The sequence below is a fragment of the Nostoc flagelliforme FACHB-838 genome (genome assembly GCF_014698065.1).
Lineage (GTDB): Bacteria > Cyanobacteriota > Cyanobacteriia > Cyanobacteriales > Nostocaceae > Nostoc > Nostoc flagelliforme_B.
This window is the reverse complement of record NZ_JACJSI010000034.1, coordinates 21,752-38,624: the sequence shown is the minus strand read 5'-3', so window position 1 is coordinate 38,624 and position 16,873 is coordinate 21,752. Positions and strand designations below refer to the sequence as shown.

General features: G+C 40.3%; 14 protein-coding genes and 2 pseudogenes. 12 read left to right on the top strand and 4 right to left on the bottom strand.

What is annotated here, in order from left to right; genetic code table 11:
• The first annotated feature begins 202 nt into the window (after positions 1–202).
• The 3 genes and pseudogenes from H6G97_RS17960 to H6G97_RS17950 all read left to right on the top strand — a co-directional run.
• Positions 203–430, top strand: a complete 228-nt coding sequence (locus H6G97_RS17960) for a phospholipase D-like domain-containing protein (RefSeq protein WP_190942086.1) — start codon at positions 203–205, stop codon at positions 428–430.
• Positions 414–1,811, top strand: a pseudogene (locus tag H6G97_RS17955) (C-terminal helicase domain-containing protein); the annotation flags it as partial. The gene H6G97_RS17960 and the pseudogene H6G97_RS17955, both read left to right, overlap by 17 nt.
• A gap of 3 nt (positions 1,812–1,814) precedes the next feature.
• Positions 1,815–2,195 (top strand): annotated as a pseudogene (locus H6G97_RS17950) (Uma2 family endonuclease); the annotation flags it as partial.
• A gap of 67 nt (positions 2,196–2,262) precedes the next feature.
• Here H6G97_RS17950 and H6G97_RS17945 read toward each other — a convergent pair.
• The gene (locus H6G97_RS17945; RefSeq protein ID WP_190942085.1) at positions 2,263–3,216 is read right to left on the bottom strand and encodes a DUF4351 domain-containing protein; all 954 of its coding nucleotides are present in this window, start codon (positions 3,214–3,216) and stop codon (positions 2,263–2,265) included.
• Positions 3,217–3,948: 732 nt separating this feature from the next.
• Between H6G97_RS17945 and H6G97_RS52565 the strand changes: the two genes are divergently transcribed.
• The 8 genes from H6G97_RS52565 (at position 3,949) to H6G97_RS17910 (ending at position 12,168) form a co-directional block, all read left to right on the top strand.
• Entirely contained in the window at positions 3,949–4,476 is a 528-nt protein-coding gene (locus H6G97_RS52565) for a hypothetical protein (protein WP_242054976.1), read from the top strand.
• A gap of 21 nt (positions 4,477–4,497) precedes the next feature.
• Positions 4,498–7,413, top strand: a complete 2,916-nt coding sequence (locus H6G97_RS17940) for an Eco57I restriction-modification methylase domain-containing protein (protein ID WP_338421753.1) — start codon at positions 4,498–4,500, stop codon at positions 7,411–7,413.
• A 374-nt stretch (positions 7,414–7,787) separates the two neighbouring features.
• The gene (locus H6G97_RS17935; protein WP_190942084.1) at positions 7,788–8,324 is read left to right on the top strand and encodes a GAF domain-containing protein; all 537 of its coding nucleotides are present in this window, start codon (positions 7,788–7,790) and stop codon (positions 8,322–8,324) included.
• An 82-nt stretch (positions 8,325–8,406) separates the two neighbouring features.
• Positions 8,407–8,796 carry a VOC family protein gene (locus H6G97_RS17930; RefSeq protein WP_190942083.1) on the top strand — a complete coding sequence of 130 codons (390 nt, stop codon included), beginning with the start codon at positions 8,407–8,409 and terminating at the stop codon, positions 8,794–8,796.
• A 98-nt stretch (positions 8,797–8,894) separates the two neighbouring features.
• Positions 8,895–9,227 carry a DUF433 domain-containing protein gene (locus H6G97_RS17925; RefSeq protein ID WP_190942082.1) on the top strand — a complete coding sequence of 111 codons (333 nt, stop codon included), beginning with the start codon at positions 8,895–8,897 and terminating at the stop codon, positions 9,225–9,227.
• Between the two features lie 6 nt (positions 9,228–9,233).
• Complete coding sequence (locus tag H6G97_RS17920) at positions 9,234–9,587, top strand: DUF5615 family PIN-like protein (RefSeq protein ID WP_190942081.1); 354 nt, start codon at positions 9,234–9,236, stop codon at positions 9,585–9,587.
• A gap of 69 nt (positions 9,588–9,656) precedes the next feature.
• Positions 9,657–10,844, top strand: coding sequence for a class I SAM-dependent methyltransferase (locus tag H6G97_RS17915; protein WP_190942080.1), 1,188 nt, complete (start codon positions 9,657–9,659; stop codon positions 10,842–10,844).
• A 445-nt stretch (positions 10,845–11,289) separates the two neighbouring features.
• Positions 11,290–12,168, top strand: a complete 879-nt coding sequence (locus H6G97_RS17910) for an NAD(P)-dependent oxidoreductase (protein WP_190942079.1) — start codon at positions 11,290–11,292, stop codon at positions 12,166–12,168.
• 129 nt (positions 12,169–12,297) lie between these two features.
• Here the strand turns inward: H6G97_RS17910 and H6G97_RS17905 are convergent, their stop codons facing one another.
• Both H6G97_RS17905 and hslO read right to left on the bottom strand, forming a co-directional pair.
• Positions 12,298–14,373 carry a type 2 periplasmic-binding domain-containing protein gene (locus H6G97_RS17905; RefSeq protein WP_190942078.1) on the bottom strand — a complete coding sequence of 692 codons (2,076 nt, stop codon included), beginning with the start codon at positions 14,371–14,373 and terminating at the stop codon, positions 12,298–12,300.
• A gap of 153 nt (positions 14,374–14,526) precedes the next feature.
• On the bottom strand, positions 14,527–15,432 hold the full coding sequence (hslO, locus tag H6G97_RS17900; protein ID WP_190942077.1) for an Hsp33 family molecular chaperone HslO: 906 nt from the start codon (positions 15,430–15,432) through the stop codon (positions 14,527–14,529).
• 241 nt (positions 15,433–15,673) lie between these two features.
• Between hslO and H6G97_RS17895 the strand changes: the two genes are divergently transcribed.
• Positions 15,674–16,060, top strand: a complete 387-nt coding sequence (locus H6G97_RS17895; RefSeq protein WP_190942113.1) for a hypothetical protein — start codon at positions 15,674–15,676, stop codon at positions 16,058–16,060.
• 246 nt (positions 16,061–16,306) lie between these two features.
• Here the strand turns inward: H6G97_RS17895 and H6G97_RS17890 are convergent, their stop codons facing one another.
• Positions 16,307–16,732, bottom strand: coding sequence for a universal stress protein (locus tag H6G97_RS17890; protein WP_190942076.1), 426 nt, complete (start codon positions 16,730–16,732; stop codon positions 16,307–16,309).
• Positions 16,733–16,873: the final 141 nt, after the last annotated feature.

Below are 16,873 nucleotides of genomic sequence, written 5' to 3'. Positions count from 1 at the left end.
TATAGCATTAGGTAAAACTAGTTCAGTTAAAAATTTCTTCCTTCTCTTCCTTGGCGTTCTTGGCGGCTTGGCGGTTCGTTCAAAAATTTATCGAACCGCCAAGTCGCCAAGAACGCCAAGAAGAATGCACTCTTCACTAATCTGGCTAGAAAAATTTTTTACTTATATAACAGATGTACAAAATATTTATGAGTTTTAAATAATGCCCCGCATTTTTGACAACATAGATTTACAACTGCTACCGATTTTACGAGAAACCCTCAAAATCTCTTATCGGGCAGATTTTTGTGTTGGCTACTTCAACCTGAGAGGTTGGCGAAGAATTGATGATTTAATCGAACAGTATGTTGGTAGTGAAAATGCTTGTTGTCGTTTGCTAATTGGGATGCAAAGCTTACCCAGTGATGAAGTTTTTAGAGCAAGGGCTTGATATTCCGATTGGAACTCAGGAAGCAGAGTTATTAGATACAACTAATAATGATGAAGATGCTGATTCTGTGGCAGCAGCTTTGTTTGATACAGAAACGGAAGAAGATGATTTTGACCTAACCCCTCAACCCCATTCCCTACTAGGGAATGGGGAGAATTCAAAGCCTCTCTCCTTGCAAGAGAGAGGTTTTCCAGATTATGTGAAAAGTCAAGAAAAGCTTTTTCGTCAAAGAGCAGAATCGATTTACCAAGAATATACAACTCGATATCAACGGCGATTTAAGTGGTTGCGGTCTACACTTTTTGATATTAAAAAGCTGAAACGGGATTTGCTAGAGGATGCCAAAGCACTTATTAATGTCCTGCAACAGTGTGGTGAGTGGAATCCTCAAAAAGATGAAAAACTTGCTGCTTTAATCAAACTATTAACAGAAACTCACCCCAAAGATAAAGTACTAATTTTCACCCAGTTTGCTGATACAGTCCGCTACCTTGCAGACAATTTGCAGTCGAGTCAAATTACTCATGTAGCAGGGGTGACAGGTCAATCTAAAGACCCGACAGTAATGACGGGAAGATTTAGCCCTGTGAGTAATGGAAAACGTGAGCAAATTTCATCATCAGATGAGTTGCGTATTTTAATCGCTACCGATGTTTTGAGTGAAGGTCATAATTTGCAAGATTGTGCAATTATCGTCAATTGGGATTTACCTTGGGCGATTATTCGCTTAATTCAACGCGCCGGAAGAGTAGACCGCATTGGACAAAATGCTGATAAAATTCTCTGTTATTCTTTTTTACCAGCCGAGGGAGTAGAACGCATTATTAATTTGCGGGGGCGACTCCGCAAACGACTGCAAGAAAATGCTGAAGTGGTGGGAACTGATGAAGCATTTTTTGAAGATGATGATGCACGGATAATTCTCGACCTCTACAACGAGAAATCTGGAGTTTTAGATGGCGAGGAAGATACAGAAGTTGATTTAACATCAGAAGCATTTCAAATTTGGAAAAAAGCCACCGATGGTAATCCGGGCTTGAAAAAGACGATTGAAGAAATGGAAAATGTGGTTTATTCTACCCGCGCCCATACTCCGCAACCTGTGCAACCAGAGGGAGTATTGCTTTATATGAAAACCACCGAGGGAAATGATTCTTTGATTTATGTTGACTGCAATGGAAATAGCGTTACTCAATCACAATTAGCAGTGCTTCGGGTGGCGGCGTGTGAAGAATCTACCCCAGCTATACCCAGAGACAAACAGCATCACGAGTTAGTCAAAAAGGGTGCTGAATTGATTGCTGAAGAAGAAAAAAATGCAGGTGGTCAATTAGGACGACCATCAGGTGCAAGGTTCCGCAGTTATGAACGACTGAAAAGTTAAGCTTTAGCGTTAACTGAATTACGCTGCACATTTGGAGGACGTTCTTTAGTTCCAGATATTGCTGTATTTGAGTGGTCACGACTTATTGTTGATGAAGATGGAGAAATTGCCAATAAGTTTGAAACTTATCCAGATTGGATAATTGAAATTTTATCACCTGATCAATTTCCTAACCGGGTGATTGATAAAATTATTTTCTGTATTAATCATGGTACCAAATTAGGCTGGTTTATTGATTCTAACGATAAATCGGTAATGGTATTTCAACCTAATAAATTGCCAGAAGTAAAATATAATAATGATAAATTGGCTGTTCTTGATGTATTGACAGATTGGCAAATTACGCCAGCAGATATATTTAGTTGGTTAAAGGTTAAATAGTAAATCAATATATAAATGCTAGGGTACGTTAGCCTTTGGCGTAACGCACCCTACTGGATTTTAAAAATTAAACTGTTTGATTTGCTTCCAACCAGTTAAGTAAATCCTGAATGGCTGTAAAATCCAATAAAGCCTCGCCAAGTGCTTCTAATTGCTCTAGAGAAAGAGTTTGAATGCGCCCCCGAACCTCTTGTGGTAACTCTCCTACCCGTTTTTGTAGCAGTCGTAATACGAGTGTTTGTCCTTGTTCTTGTTTTCCCCGTTCGTAACCAATGCGCTCGCCTGTGGTAATGTAGCTCATAGTCCGCTCCTGCTCAAATTGCTTAAACTCTTGCCAAAATTCTGCTTCCAAGGCTTTTGGTAAAATCATAACCCAATCAATAAACCGATAAAGGTTACGAATATCTTTTTCTTGCAATCCTAATTCATACAATCGGCGAATCAAGCTAAATTTCCAAGCTTTGCGTTCTCCTAGCTTTTTACTTGTTTGCTGCGTCTTCAAATGCGCCATTACTACAGTTGCAAATGGATTGTCGCTGGCTTCTAATTCTGCCCAACGATTTTGATAATCCAGCAGCTTGACAGTTCCAAATTCAAAGTTAAGTCTGGTATTGGGATAATTATAACTATATTGATTGGGTCGCCATTTCGGGTCTGTATCGCACAAAATCGCCAAACTTATGGCAGGTTTCCCAAATCTGTCAAAAATTCGCAGGTTGTAGGAAAACATTCTTTCTGCAAAGGTGTCTTCTGATTTTGCCTGGATTTCTATATGGATTAATAGCCAAATTTCTTGTCCTTGAATTTGCCAGACTTTAACTAATTTATCTGCATATCTCCTACCAAGTTCTGCTTCGCGGGCTATTTGTTGAAATTCCTTATCGAGAAATTCGTGGGGACGTTCCCAATTAATTATTTTTGCTGTTTGGGGAAAGAAAAATTGCATTGCTTGGGGAAAGTAAGCTTCTAAAATTTCTTTCCACGGGCTATCATTATCTGCTCTTTCCAGTTCCTCAGTCATCAGTTTGTTGCTATACCATTTAAAAATTCTATAGCGGTTCCCATTCAGATGCGGTACAATATTATATCACGAGGTGTAGGGTGTGCTTGTGGAAAACACTTAAATGAGAAAGCAAACTGGGGTTTGAGTAAGCCAAAGCTTCTTTTACTTACGGAAAACACCAAAATTAGAAAGCAAACTGGGATTTGAGTAAGTCAAAGCTTCTTTTACTTACGGAAAACACCAAAATTAGAAAGCAAACTGGGGTTTGAGTAAGTCAAAGCTTCTTTTGCTTACGGAAAACACCAAAATTAGAAAGCAAACTGGAGTTTGAGTAAGTCAAAGCTTCTTTTGCTTGCGGAAAACACCAAAATTAGAAAGCAAAAGCTTCTTTTGAGTAAGTCAAAGCTTCTTTTGAGAAAGCATTTCAGTATTTTGAGAAAGTAAACAGGCATTTTTATAAAGCAATTCGGCGTTTTGATAAAGTAATCAGCAAATATACTTAACAATTAAAAATCATGGCTGCACAAATACAGGCGACGTTCAGATAAATTGATAATTTTTCCGTATAATTTCTCAGCCTAATTAAATATAAAGGATTTATAAAGTATAAAAAGCATGGTAAAAATTTAACTCCTATAAACAGGGTTTATTCAAGTCCGCCAGCGCAGACTTAATTTTTAAAGCCACAGATTTATTTTCTGAATGGCAAATTTACCATGCTTGCTTTTTATTTTTCAAGCATGGTAAATTATGTCGCTTAATTTTCAACGAACACGCGATTTACTTTCTAACTTCCAATTTAGTAATTTATTTATAGAAGAATTAGGTTGGTCTAAACCTTCCAGACAAAAAGCTGTTACTTTAAAATTTGATAACAAAACCTATCAATACCAAAAAATTGCTGAACTTTCAGGTGTTGCAATCTTTGAAGTCACCGCAGCAGATGGGAACATACCAGAAGCTAAAGTTAGAGTTACTGTTCATCAAGAAATTACTAAACTAATAGCTCAAAATCTACTCATCTTTGTTACGGAAGAACGCACACGTAGTCTTTGGTATTGGGTAAAAAGAGAAGGAAGTAAAACTTTCGTTCGTGACCATTTATATGTAAAAGGTCAACCCGGAGACTTATTTTTAAGTAAACTTGGTTCTTTAGTCATTGATATTACTGAATTAGAACATGGAGAACCAACTGTTGTAGAAATTGCTTATAAACTACAACGCAGTTTCGATGTTGAGCCAGTAACTAAGAAGTTTTACAAGGAATTTCAAGAGTAACACCAGAAGTTTTTGCTGTTTGTGAAAGGGATTGATAACGAAATAGATAGGCGTTGGTATACGTCGGTAATTCTGAATCGCCTGATGTTTGTTTATTTTCTCCAGCGTAAGGGTTTTATTGATAACGAGGATTTAAATTATCTGCAAAATAAGCTTGAGCAAAGCAAACAGAAAAGTGAAAATCATTTTTATGATGAATTTCTCAAGGCTTTGTTTTTTGAAAGCTTTGCTAAACCTGAAATTGAACGCGATTTATCTGTACAAGAATTGGTAGGAAAGGTTAAATACCTAAATGGTGGACTATTTCTCAAGCATCATATTGAAGATAAGTATGATATTTCTATAGTTGATGAGGCGTTTGAGCAAGTTCTAGATTTATTTGGGCGTTATTCTTGGAATCTAGATGATACACCAGAAGGAAAAGACGATGAGATCAATCCCGATGTCTTAGGATATATTTTTGAGAAATATATTAACCAAAAAGCTTTTGGAGCCTATTATACTAGACCACAAATTACAGAATATCTCTGTGATAGAACTATCCACAAGTTAATTGTAGACCGCGTGAATGATGCGCTGTCTGATCAGTATAAGCCATTTGAGGATATCAACGAACTTCTCATTAAGCTGGATACAAATGTTTGTCGTCTACTAATGGATGATATTCTTCCTAATTTATCAATTCTTGACCCAGCTTGCGGTTCTGGTGCTTTTCTTGTGGCGGCGATGAAGACGCTAATTCAAGTTTACAGCGCGGTGTTCGGAACAATTAAATTGATGGGTGATGACACTCTCAAAAATAAGCTTGAAGATATAGAAAATTTACATCCGTCACTACCTTATTTTATCAAAAAACGGATTGTTTCTGATAACCTCTATGGTATAGACATCATGGAGGAAGCAACGGAAATTGCGAAACTGCGTCTTTTCTTAGCGTTAGTTTCTTCTGCTAACGATGTAGAAGAGTTAGAACCATTGCCTAATATTGATTTTAATATTATGGCGGGTAATTCGCTGATTGGTTTAATTAAAGTAGATGATACTGCTTTTGATGCGGTGGGAAATTCACTACAAGGAAATCTATTACAGTCTTTAGCCGCAGATAATTATAAGCAAATTTTAGAAGAAAAGAATAAATCTGTTGAGTTGTACAAAAAACACGCTTTTTTACCGAAAGCTTTACCAGATACAGATACACCTCAAGATACTCGATTGAAACACCTCCGCAAAAATATTGAACAACTCAACAAAAAATCGCAAGAAAAGTTAAATCTTTTGCTGTTGGATGAGTTTAGTAAGCGTTTGGGTATCAAGTATGAAGAGGTTCAGTTAACTGGAAAATCACAGAAGCGGGTTTTGAAGGTTGAGGATATTGCAGCTTTGAAGCCGTTTCACTGGGGTTATCATTTTAACGAGGTTTTAAAACGTGGCGGTTTTGATGCAATTATCACTAATCCGCCGTGGGAGATATTTAAGCCACAGGCGAAAGAGTTCTTTGCACAGCATAATGAACTGGTGACGAAGAACAAGATGGATATTAAGGATTTTGAGAAAGAGCAGAATAAACTATTACAAAATCCAATAATTGCCAGTGCTTGGTTAGAATATCAAAGTCAATATCCTTATGTCAGCGCTTATTATCGTTCATCTGAACAGTATAAAAATCAGATTTCTATTGTGAATGGTAAAAAAGCAGGTACGGATATTAATCTCTATAAGCTGTTTACAGAACAGTGTTTTAATCTTTTGCGTTCAGGCTGTGAGTGCGGAATTGTAATTCCTAGTGGGATTTACACTGATTTGGGGACTAAGCAATTGCGGGAGATGTTGTTTAGTCAAACTAAAGTTACTGGTTTATTCTGTCTTGAAAACCGTAAGGAAATCTTTGAAGGGGTTCATCGCAGTTTTAAAATAGTTGTTCTTACTTTTCTTAAAGATAGTACAACAACTGATTTTCCATCTGCGTTTATGCGTCATGATGTGCAAGAACTTCAAATGTTTCCTAGTCAAGATAGCTTGCAGATTAACGTAGATATGATACGTAAACTTTCACCTGATTCGCTTTCTGTAATGGAGTTTAAGAATGAGGTTGATATCCGCATAGCTGACAAAATGCTTAAGTTCCCCTTACTGGGTGAAAAAATTGAAGGGAAGTGGAATTTGCGCTTAACCCGTGAATTTGACATGACGAATGATAGTCATTTATTCAAACAACAGCCTTTTAAAGGAAGATTGCCATTATATGAAGGCAAGATGATTCATCAGTTCACTCATCTATATGCGGAACCGAGATATTGGGTAGATGAACAGGGAGGGAGAAAAGCTTTATTAAAACGCAATGAAAATGATAACGGTCAAAAGGTAGATTATCAAAGTTATCGTTTAGGTTTTAGGGATGTGGCGCGAAATACAGATAACCGTACAATGATTGCGGGAATTATCCCACCTAATGTTTTTGCAGGTAACACACTAATTGTGTCACAGCAATTTATAAAGCAAGACGAATTACTGTTTGTTCTTTCTGTGCTGAATAGCTTTACTTGCGATTTTATAATTCGCCAAAAGGTAACGGCACATTGCAATATGTTCTATGTTTACCAACTACCTGTCCCACGTTTAACAAAAAACGATCGCAATTTCAACGATATTGTACAACGCGCCGCCAAACTCATCTGCACCACACCAGAATTTGACGAACTCGCGCAAGAAGTCGGTCTAGGTTCCCATCAACAAGGCGTTACCGACGAAGCAGAACGCGCCAAACTCCGCGCAGAACTCAATGGAATGGTAGCACATCTCTACGGTTTAACCGAAGATGAATTTAGCTACATCCTCACCGCCTTTCCGATTGTGAATGCAACGGTTAAAGAAGCAGCATTGTCAGCTTATCGTAACTTTGTGCCAATGTTTGCAAACTCAGAATTAGTCTCTGCTTAATCTTTCGTTCCCATACAGAACATGGGAACGAGGAATACTAACAACATCACAAATATCTGTAACTATCAATACAAACTGAATTGTTACATTATTGCTTGAAGTGTATTTATTACCTCAAGTTATAGAAAAACTGAACATATTATTTCTAAGGTTCCAAAATTCTTAACTTTAAATTTATAATTTTGAATGTTCTCGGGTACAAATTAAACAAAAAAGATTTCTTAATATTATTTTAAAATTCACTGAAGAAGTTGACTAGTATTATGTTCTGTTAAAATTGAATTGCTGCTATAAATACAAGAATATATTTAAACAAAGTCTAATAAATTACTATATAAATCTGGCAGCATTTACTTAGTCGTAATTTTAGAACCGTGCAAATTCATCCTCACTCCGAATTTCACCATAGCCGCGATCGCCCTGAACAGGGTTTACAAAATTTGCTCGATCGCCTCGTTAAAACAATGCAGCGCGATGAGTTAGTTCGGCAAACAACCAATCAACTCAGAGAATCGCTTCAGGTTGATCGGGTGGTGTTGTATTATTTTTACAGTCAGTGGCAAGGACAGGTGACTTTTGAATCTTTGAGTTCTCAAGAGTTTTCAATACTTGGTTCCACTGGCCCAGATGATTGTTTTAACAACGAGTATGCTGCTTTATACTTAGCAGGACGCGTAAGAGCGATCGCTGATATTGAATTAGAGCCAATCCAGCCTTGTCATCGAGATTTTCTTCGCAATTTGCAGGTTCGTGCCAACTTGGTTGTACCAATTGTCACACCTAAAGGATTATGGGGATTGCTAGTAGCACATCACTGTCAAGGGCCGCATTATTGGTTGCCATCAGATATAGAAATGATGCAAACAGGGGCACAAACTCTAGCAACAGATCCTAACATTCTGGAGAGTTAAGTCACGGTGTATTCAAATCGCCTACAGTAAAGTAGCAGAAATCCTCGCCAGCACTGATTTTTCTAGTTAAGGAAAAAAAACTGTGAAATTTGCTTACACGGTTATTTGGGTAGACGATGTAGTTAAAACCGTTGAGTTTTACGAAAAAGCTTTTGGTCTAGTACGTCGCACTCTCGTGGATAAGGGACAATCTCTCTGGGCGGAAATCGAAACCGGAAATACCACACTAGCTTTCTCTTCTAGTAGCGAAGCACAGAAGTTATTTCCTGGTGGCTGCCATCACAACGACGTTACACAACCACCGGCATTAATCCAAATATCATTTATTACTCCTGATGTTGGCAGCGCTTACATGAGAGCGATCGGGGCAGGTGCAAAAACCCTAGATGCTCCTAAAAGTCAGCCTGGGGGACAAATGATTGCTCGTGTTCGCGATCCCAATGGTGTGCTAGTGTCGTTGGTGAGTGCTTAAGTAGCAAATTGCCTTTTAGCAGATGTCTTGATCTAGATGGCTGCTTCTAAATTCGGCTTATACTGGCCATAGGAAAACAGCACTGCCTAGATATTAAAATGCTACTTATTCCTACTGTTACCCCCATTCCCCTTGTAACTGATGCAAATGGCGTTGTTAGGATTAGCAAAACCCGCATCACTTTAGATACAGTGGTTACAGCTTTTCTTGAAGGGGCTACAGCAGAAGAGATCAGAGAACAGTACCCATCGCTTCATCTTTGGGATATCTATTTGGTGATTGGTTATTACTTACAACACCAAGGTGAGGTTGATACCTACCTTCTAGAGCGTCAAAGACTCGCCACGGAGATTCAACAGGAAGCTGAAAAGCGTTTTAACCCCATTGGAGTGCGCGATCGCCTTTTAGCAAGACGCAACCCACAAGGGTAAATTACGATGCTGCGTTTTTTGGCTGACGAGAACTTTAACAATCAGATTATTCGTGGTGTTTTGCGTCGTAACAGTAATGTTGATATCATCCGTGTTCAGGATGTTGGATTGACTGAAGCAGACGATCCAACTGTATTAGAATGGGCAGCGCAAAACAGGCGTGTGGTGCTAACTCATGATGTAGCGACGATGACAACTTTTGCCTATGAACGATTGCAAGCAGGCTTGGCAATGCCTGGGTTATTTGAGATCAGTCGTCGTGTTTCAGTTGGTTTAGCGATCGAGGAAATTTTGTTGCTAGATGAATGTAGCTTAGAAGGAGAATGGGAGGGACAAGTCCGGTTCTTACCTTTACGTTAACGATTGGAGACAACCCGTCGTTGGTAAGCATTTGTTTTTTGTAGTTCCCAATCTAAAATCTGAAATTTTATGGATTCAAATCCAGCATTGTGTGCAGCGATCGCCAACCACATTACCACCTCTTCACAGCAGCGAATTACTTTCGCCCAATTCATGGATCTGGCCTTATACCACCCTGAATACGGCTACTATTCCAGCGATGCAGTCAAAATAGGTTTTAAAGATAGTGATTTTTTCACCTCTCCTAACCTCTGTTCTGATTTTGGCGAGTTACTAGCAGAACAATTTTTGCAAATGTGGGAGATTCTAGGAAAACCTGTACCATTTTCTCTAGTAGAAATGGGAGCAGGTCAAGGATTGCTAGCGTTGCATATCCTCAAATATCATCAGCTAAACTACCCAGATTTTTTTGCGGCGCTGGAGTATATCATTGTTGAAAAGTCGCCAACTTTAAGACAAGAACAGCAGCAACGCTTACAAGATTTACCCGTGCATTGGTGCAATTTAGAGGAGATACCACCAAATGCGATCGTAGGCTGCTTTTTTTCTAATGAGTTAGTTGATGCTTTCCCCGTGCATCAATTCATCCTAGAAACGGGTGAACTACGAGAAATTTATGTAACCACAGATAAGAATAAGAAAGAAACCAATGCCCAATGCCCATCATTTGTAGAAGTCACAGGGGAACTTTCAACGCCCCAACTGAGGGAATATTTAGACTTGGTAGGAATCGATTTTACCCAAAATGCATATCCAGATGATTACCGCAGTGAAATTAATTTAGCTGCTCTAGACTGGTTGAGTATAGTAGCAGACCGCTTGCAGCGCGGCTATGTGTTAACAATTGATTATGGCCACCCCGCCAGTCGTTACTATAATCCCAGGCGATCGCAGGGAACGTTACAGTGCTATTATCACCATCGTTTCCATGACAACCCCTATATTAATATTGGGCGACAAGATATCACTGCCCATGTTGACTTTACGGCTTTGGAAATTTGGGGTGAGAAGTACAATTTAAAGAATATTGGTTTTATCCAGCAGGGATTATTTTTGATGGCGTTGGGGTTAGGCGATCGTATTGCAGCCCTTTCTTATCAAAAGCAACCCCTCTCGCAGTTATTACAGCGCCGGGACGCACTACACCAACTTATAGATCCCACAGGACTCGGCGGCTTTGGAGTCTTAATTCAGAGCAAAGGTTTAGACAAGACAGAAACTTCTCAACCACTAAAAGGATTGACCGTGCCAGAGTAAACGTCAATTTGAAAAGTTAAAACTCTATTTAAGAATGCACTATCAGTCTTATTTAGACTAGCATAACAGTGATTACTGTAAAGTTAAACACAATACCAAAGTAATAATTATGTCCACTCATGACCTTTTAATGCTAGTAACCTTACTTACTCCAGGGATTTTACTTTCAGTGATAATTATGGTGACTTTTGCGGCTGGTGGCTAATCGCCAGAGACGTTAGTCACTAGTACCGCCAGGCGGAAGTCAAAAGTCACGCATAATTTAATTTTGGGCTTTCTGGCTGTAATGAAATGGTAGGTTTATTTCCGCTGACCTGTACTAGTCAGTGAACAGTTATCAGTATTTAGAGATAACTGTTCACTGATAACTGATATTAAAATCAAACGATGGAAACGCGATGTCTACAAAAGGCTACGCCTACGCTGTACCAAAGGAACGTGAAAAATGAAGGTGGCATTTCTGGGAACCGGACTGATGGGACTACCAATGGCTCAAAGGTTATTAGCCGCAGATATACAGCTAGTTGCCTATAATCGTACCCCAGAAAAATTAGCACCACTACAAGCAGCTGGGGCTGAAATTGCTACACATCCCCGCCACGCCATTCGTGCTGCTGAGTGCATAATTCTTATGCTAACTAATGCTCCGGCCATTTATAATGTCTTGCTTTCAGATACTGCTTGGCAAACTTTGGAAGGGCGCACAATCATCCAAATGGGAACAATTACTCCCACAGAAAGCCAAGAAATTAGAGATGCAGTTGTTGCAGGTGGTGGTGAGTATTTAGAAGCACCCGTTTTAGGGAGTATCCCGGAAGCAAAAGCTGGCAAGTTGAATGTTATGGTAGGAGCCGAGCCAGAACAATATCAACGCCATTTAAAGTTACTCCAAAATTTTGGTATAGAACCTTTACTTATTGGGCCAGTGGGATCTGCGGCGGCGCTCAAATTGGCACTCAATCAACTAATAGCTTCTCTAACAACTAGCTTTGCCCTGAGTCTGGCTTTTATCCAGCGTCAAGGTGTCGATGTGGATGTGTTTATGCAAATATTGCGTGACAGTCCACTCTATGCGCCTACCTTTGACAAAAAGCTACAACGGATGTTGGATGGCAATTATGTTGATCCAAATTTCCCTACAAAACACTTACTTAAAGATACAGAATTGTTTATCTCGGAAGCGAAATCTCGGAGTTTGGATCTCAGCAGTATTAAAGGTGTACGGCAAATTTTGCAAACAGCCGTGAAAATGTCATTTGCTGATGATGATTACTCATCACTATTTTCTGTAATTAAAGAATGGGGAGAAGGGATGGGCGAATAAAGTATTATAGGGGCGCACAGATGTGCGCCCTACTTGAAAAATGTTGGAAATTAAGACACATTGAAGAAATTTTATCCTTGCACCCTAATATGCCCTTTAAAAATGCTGAATCAAACATTAATAAAGATATTACTGCCCATTAGGAGTAGTTGATGGAGGAAATGGTTGAGATTCAAGCTGAGGCTGAGGTTCGGGTTCAGGTTTAGGATTCAGAAAATCCTGCCAAGCCTTAATTTGCTCTTGCGCTGCACTGTAAGCAGCACTACCGCGTGGAATCGATTTGGCAATGTCAATTCCTCTAGCAATATCAGACTGACCTTGAAAGCGTGCTATTTCTAACAGTTGCTGACTCCATTGGTCAATAGCCAGATTCGCATCCATACGTAAAATGCTATTGTTTGAAACCCGATCCGCCAATCGTATTGCTTCAACCAATGCTTCTGGTGTGCCAGCCGCCCCCACTTCCTGGGCCTTCCTCCAGTTTTCTCTAGTGCGAATTTGACCTTCCCAGTCATTTATTGCAGCTTGTGCTTCTTGTGACAGCGCCCTTCCCGAAGAGGCAATTTGTTGAGCTGCGTTAATGGCAGCAGCGAGATTTCCACTTTGAGCTAGTTCTTGTGCTTGATCCAAGTAAGGTTGGTCTTGAATTCGTTGAATCTTTGCTACCCAAATACGAATTTTTTTCCGTGCTTCTGGATATAAGGCACGACCTCTACGAATTTCGCTAGCCTGAGCGATCGCAGCTTGCAAGGAGTTAATATCCTCGAATATTGCTATCTGTTCGGCGCGTTCTAAGTAAGGCTGGTCTTCAATTGTCTCCACTTGGGCCTGCCAGCGACCTATTTCTTGCCTAGCTTCTGTGGCGCGGGGGTTACTAGCAGGGATAAGCTGCACCTGGGCGATCGCTGCTGTTAAATTAGGGACTGTCCCCTGGCTAGCCAATATTCTTGCTTTTTCTAGATTGGCAACATCTTCAATTTCCAACTGCCAACGAGCAATTAGTTGTTGCGCTTCGTTATACACAGGTCTAGAAGGATCAATTTGTTGTGCTTGAGCGATCGCTGCCTCTAAACCAGAAACGTTACCGATCCAAGCACTCCTTTTGGCATCAGCTATAGCGATAAAGTCATCGGTTTCGCCCTGTAGTTTCGTACTTTCGGGAATTTGCCTAGCAATATTTAGCGCTTCATCGGCATCCTGCTTGTCTAGTTTTGCCTGTGCCAATTCCAGCATTTTGCGTCCAAATGCGGGAATCGCTTCTTGAGCTTTTTGGTAAATGTAACTTTCTGATCCAATGGACTCGGCTAATTTGATCGCTTCTAGTAATTTATCGACTACTTTGGTGTTTGCTAAACTTTCGGCTTTTCCTAACTTATCGCCATCTTCCCGCGCTGTGGCAATTAGACGATTCAATTGGTCGTATTTAATACCCGCCCAGTATTGATTGTTTACGCGCAACATTTTGGCGGATAACATGAAGGCCGATTGCCAGCGCCGTTCCTTTACTTCTGCGATCGCACCGTTGTATGTCGCTTCTGCCTTTGACCAAATTGACTGCCATTTGTCAACTTGTTCATCAACTAATTTATAAGCTGCTACATCTTCGGGTATCTTACGAGCAGTAGCGATCGCTTCCTCTAAATTCCCTGTTTGGAAACTTTGATCGGCTAGCTTCAAAATATCCCGCGACCATTCCTCAATGAAACGATCAATTTCTCCATGCAACGGGTGATTTTGTGGTAGTTGCTTCACCAGAGCGATCGCTTGCAATAGGTCGTTAACTGTCTGCTTAGAAGCCGCTAACTGAGCGCAGTGTAACCGCACGGAAGCACTAGCTAGGGGCCAGAAAATTGAGGGGCAATTAGGAGCAGATGGCAACTTTAGCAGCATTGCCATTGCTAAGAATCCTACACTGCCAGGAATCAACATTAGTAGTACTAGCCATAATGTCCAGCTTTTCATCCAGCGTGGCCATTTCCCAACAGTACTACTGAGTTGTGCAGTTTCTTTTGAATTACTATTTATAGGTAATCCTTTCGTATGGTTTTTTTTTCGCCGCTTCACTGACTTGGAGGTAGAACCAGTAGCTGGGACATCAAATGGCTGAGTTTCACCGAATTGTTCTGTTCGGGATAATCTTTTGTTTTGATCTGGCTCTCTTCCACTGGCTGAAGACCAACTGTCTGGAATATCCCGCTCTGTCATCTCTCACACCAAAATAATTGAATAGCGCTATGTTTTAGGTTGATAATTCCATTGTTGACATAGTAACTTTCTCATGATTAAAAAGCTACTTTTTGATTATCTCTCTCCACAGAGTATCATTAACAATCTCAAAAATCAGTGCTATTTTATACTTTATTCTGAAACAGTAGATTCAGCTTGCAAATCGGCAATTAGTTGAGCTAACTGACCGCTACTTGCGTGGTAAACATTGCCGCAAAATTCGCAAATTGCTTCTGCCCCATCATCTTTAACAATCATATCTTCCAGTTCCGCTTCCCCCAAAATCTTCAGTGCCCCCAGAACGCGATCAAAAGAACAACCACAGTGAAAGCGCAGTATTTGCCGTTCGGGAAAGATTTCCAGTCCCATGTCTCCCAACAGGTCGCTAAAGATTTCAGTTAAATTCTTCCCGGCTTGCAACAATGGCGTAAATCCTGCTAGGCCGGCAACCCGTGATTCCAACGTTTCTACTAAAGCTTCGTCCCTGGCAGCTTTAGGTAATACTTGTATTAGTAATCCTCCTGCCGCAGTTACTCCATCTGCTCCCACGAACACACCTAAAACTAAAGCGGAAGGTGTTTGTTCGGAATTCACCAAATAATGAGCCACATCATCGCCAATTTCCCCAGAAACTAGTTCAACGGTACTAGAGTAAGGATAACCATAACCGATATCCCGCACAACGTAAAGGTAGCCGCTACCAACTGCCCCACCAACATCTAGCTTACCTTTGGCATTGGGAGGCAATTCCACCGATGGATTTGCCACATACCCGCGTACCGTACCATCTAAGCCTGCATCTACCAATATGCCACCCAAAGGCCCATCACCCTTCACCCGGACATTGACCCTTGACCCAGTTCGCTTCATACTAGAAGCCATTAACAAGCCAGCTGCCATAGTCCGACCCAGTGCTGCCGTTGCCACATAGGAAAGCTTGTGACGCCCTCGTGCTTCTTCTGTTAAACGTGTGGTGATCACACCTACGGCACGAATTCCACCTTCGGCTGCTGTTGCACGAATTAACTGATCCGCCATGAATAACCTTACATTTCTTAACAAGTTCACTTTTTCTATTCTAAGTTCTCTGCTGGTAGAAAAGTGACACCCTAATTATGAGTGATTCTATTTGCCATATTAAAGATAAGGGAGTTGCAAAAAATAAATTATCCCAAATTATTTGTAGATTTGTAGGGGTTCAATGCCTTGCACCCCTACGATGGGATGTTTTTTTAGTGCAAGTCCTGAACTTGTCTCACCTTTAGGTAATCCTAGAAAAATGCTGGGTAATTTTCAACAAAGCCAACTGCGGATCGAAATCGAAGCATCAACAAATGCAATTCGTGACAGTCTGCTGCATCCGGTACAACTAGAAAAATGGCTTTTAGGGCAACGCTTTGCGCCAGGAATGCCAGAAGAACTGCTTGCCGGATTCCAGTTTACAACCTGGACGGGGCCAGTCCCAATTCATCATCAAGTAGATGTTGTCAAATCCAACTGTCTCCGCTTGGTACTTAGCGGAGGAATTGACGGGTTCCACGAATGGTATTGGGGAGAAGGTTGGGTACAATCCCGCTTGGAAGGAGTTTCAATTTTGCCCTTGAATTTGGGCCAAACGCTGAGTTTGTTGAGCTTGCGTCAGTTTCTGGCAACTCAAAAACGTTAAATCGAATGAACGCAGAAGGGGGATTTTCCTTGTCTCTAAAACTAGCTCTTTTAAGATGACTCGAAGAATCTCTTTTTTCTCTCTGCGCCTCTGCGGTTTAAAAGTAATTTAGCTAATCACAGAGACGCAGAGAAAACAGAATCACAAAATTTTTATTTAATTGTCGGCTGTTAAAACTTGTTTAATTAATTTTAACTTTGGAAAAATTTGACACTGAATGCAGTCATTGTTTCCTCTTGCAAATTTTTACCTCGGTTTGACGACTAATACTGAACAATTAGCCTCTTCTACAACTTGACTGCTAACAGAACCCTGAACAATTCGCTTCATCCCCATCAATCCACGACTGCCAATTATAATCAAGTCAGTTTTATAAATATTGGCAAGGCGAATAATCTCTTCAGCAGGATCACCAGTTACTAGTTCTAACTCACTTGAAAGTGATAACTTTTCCTGATAGGATTGCAGCTGTTTTTCAATCTGAAAATAAGAAAATGTTGGGGACTCTGGCTGAGGAAGATCAGCGGGTAGTTCGCTCTCTGACTCTGGCGTGGGAAATACATGACAAAAAATAACCTTGGAATCTTTTGACAACGCCAAATTATCTAAAGCTTGAATTACTCGTTCTGAAATTTCCGAACCATCCAGAGCTACCAAAACACTATTTAGCATCACTCTCGTCTCCTAAAGAGTAGACCCTTTACATAAGTATCTAGCAAAATTCGTCGGTAGCAACACTAAAGCAATTTTTTATTTACCAATTAGTCCATATATTTAAGGCTGGGCGATAGATCATCACATTACCTTCATGCT

Coding starts and splice junctions, on each gene's coding strand:
- hslO (WP_190942077.1), bottom strand. CDS start 15,432: ATGGCGGATCAGTTAATTCGTGCAACAGCAGCCGAAGGTGGAATTCGT.
- H6G97_RS17925 (WP_190942082.1), top strand. CDS start 8,895: ATGCTACTTATTCCTACTGTTACCCCCATTCCCCTTGTAACTGATGCA.
- H6G97_RS17960 (WP_190942086.1), top strand. CDS start 203: ATGCCCCGCATTTTTGACAACATAGATTTACAACTGCTACCGATTTTA.
- H6G97_RS17905 (WP_190942078.1), bottom strand. CDS start 14,373: ATGACAGAGCGGGATATTCCAGACAGTTGGTCTTCAGCCAGTGGAAGA.
- H6G97_RS17890 (WP_190942076.1), bottom strand. CDS start 16,732: ATGCTAAATAGTGTTTTGGTAGCTCTGGATGGTTCGGAAATTTCAGAA.
- H6G97_RS17895 (WP_190942113.1), top strand. CDS start 15,674: ATGCTGGGTAATTTTCAACAAAGCCAACTGCGGATCGAAATCGAAGCA.
- H6G97_RS17915 (WP_190942080.1), top strand. CDS start 9,657: ATGGATTCAAATCCAGCATTGTGTGCAGCGATCGCCAACCACATTACC.
- H6G97_RS17945 (WP_190942085.1), bottom strand. CDS start 3,216: ATGACTGAGGAACTGGAAAGAGCAGATAATGATAGCCCGTGGAAAGAA.
- H6G97_RS17910 (WP_190942079.1), top strand. CDS start 11,290: ATGAAGGTGGCATTTCTGGGAACCGGACTGATGGGACTACCAATGGCT.
- H6G97_RS52565 (WP_242054976.1), top strand. CDS start 3,949: ATGTCGCTTAATTTTCAACGAACACGCGATTTACTTTCTAACTTCCAA.
- H6G97_RS17920 (WP_190942081.1), top strand. CDS start 9,234: ATGCTGCGTTTTTTGGCTGACGAGAACTTTAACAATCAGATTATTCGT.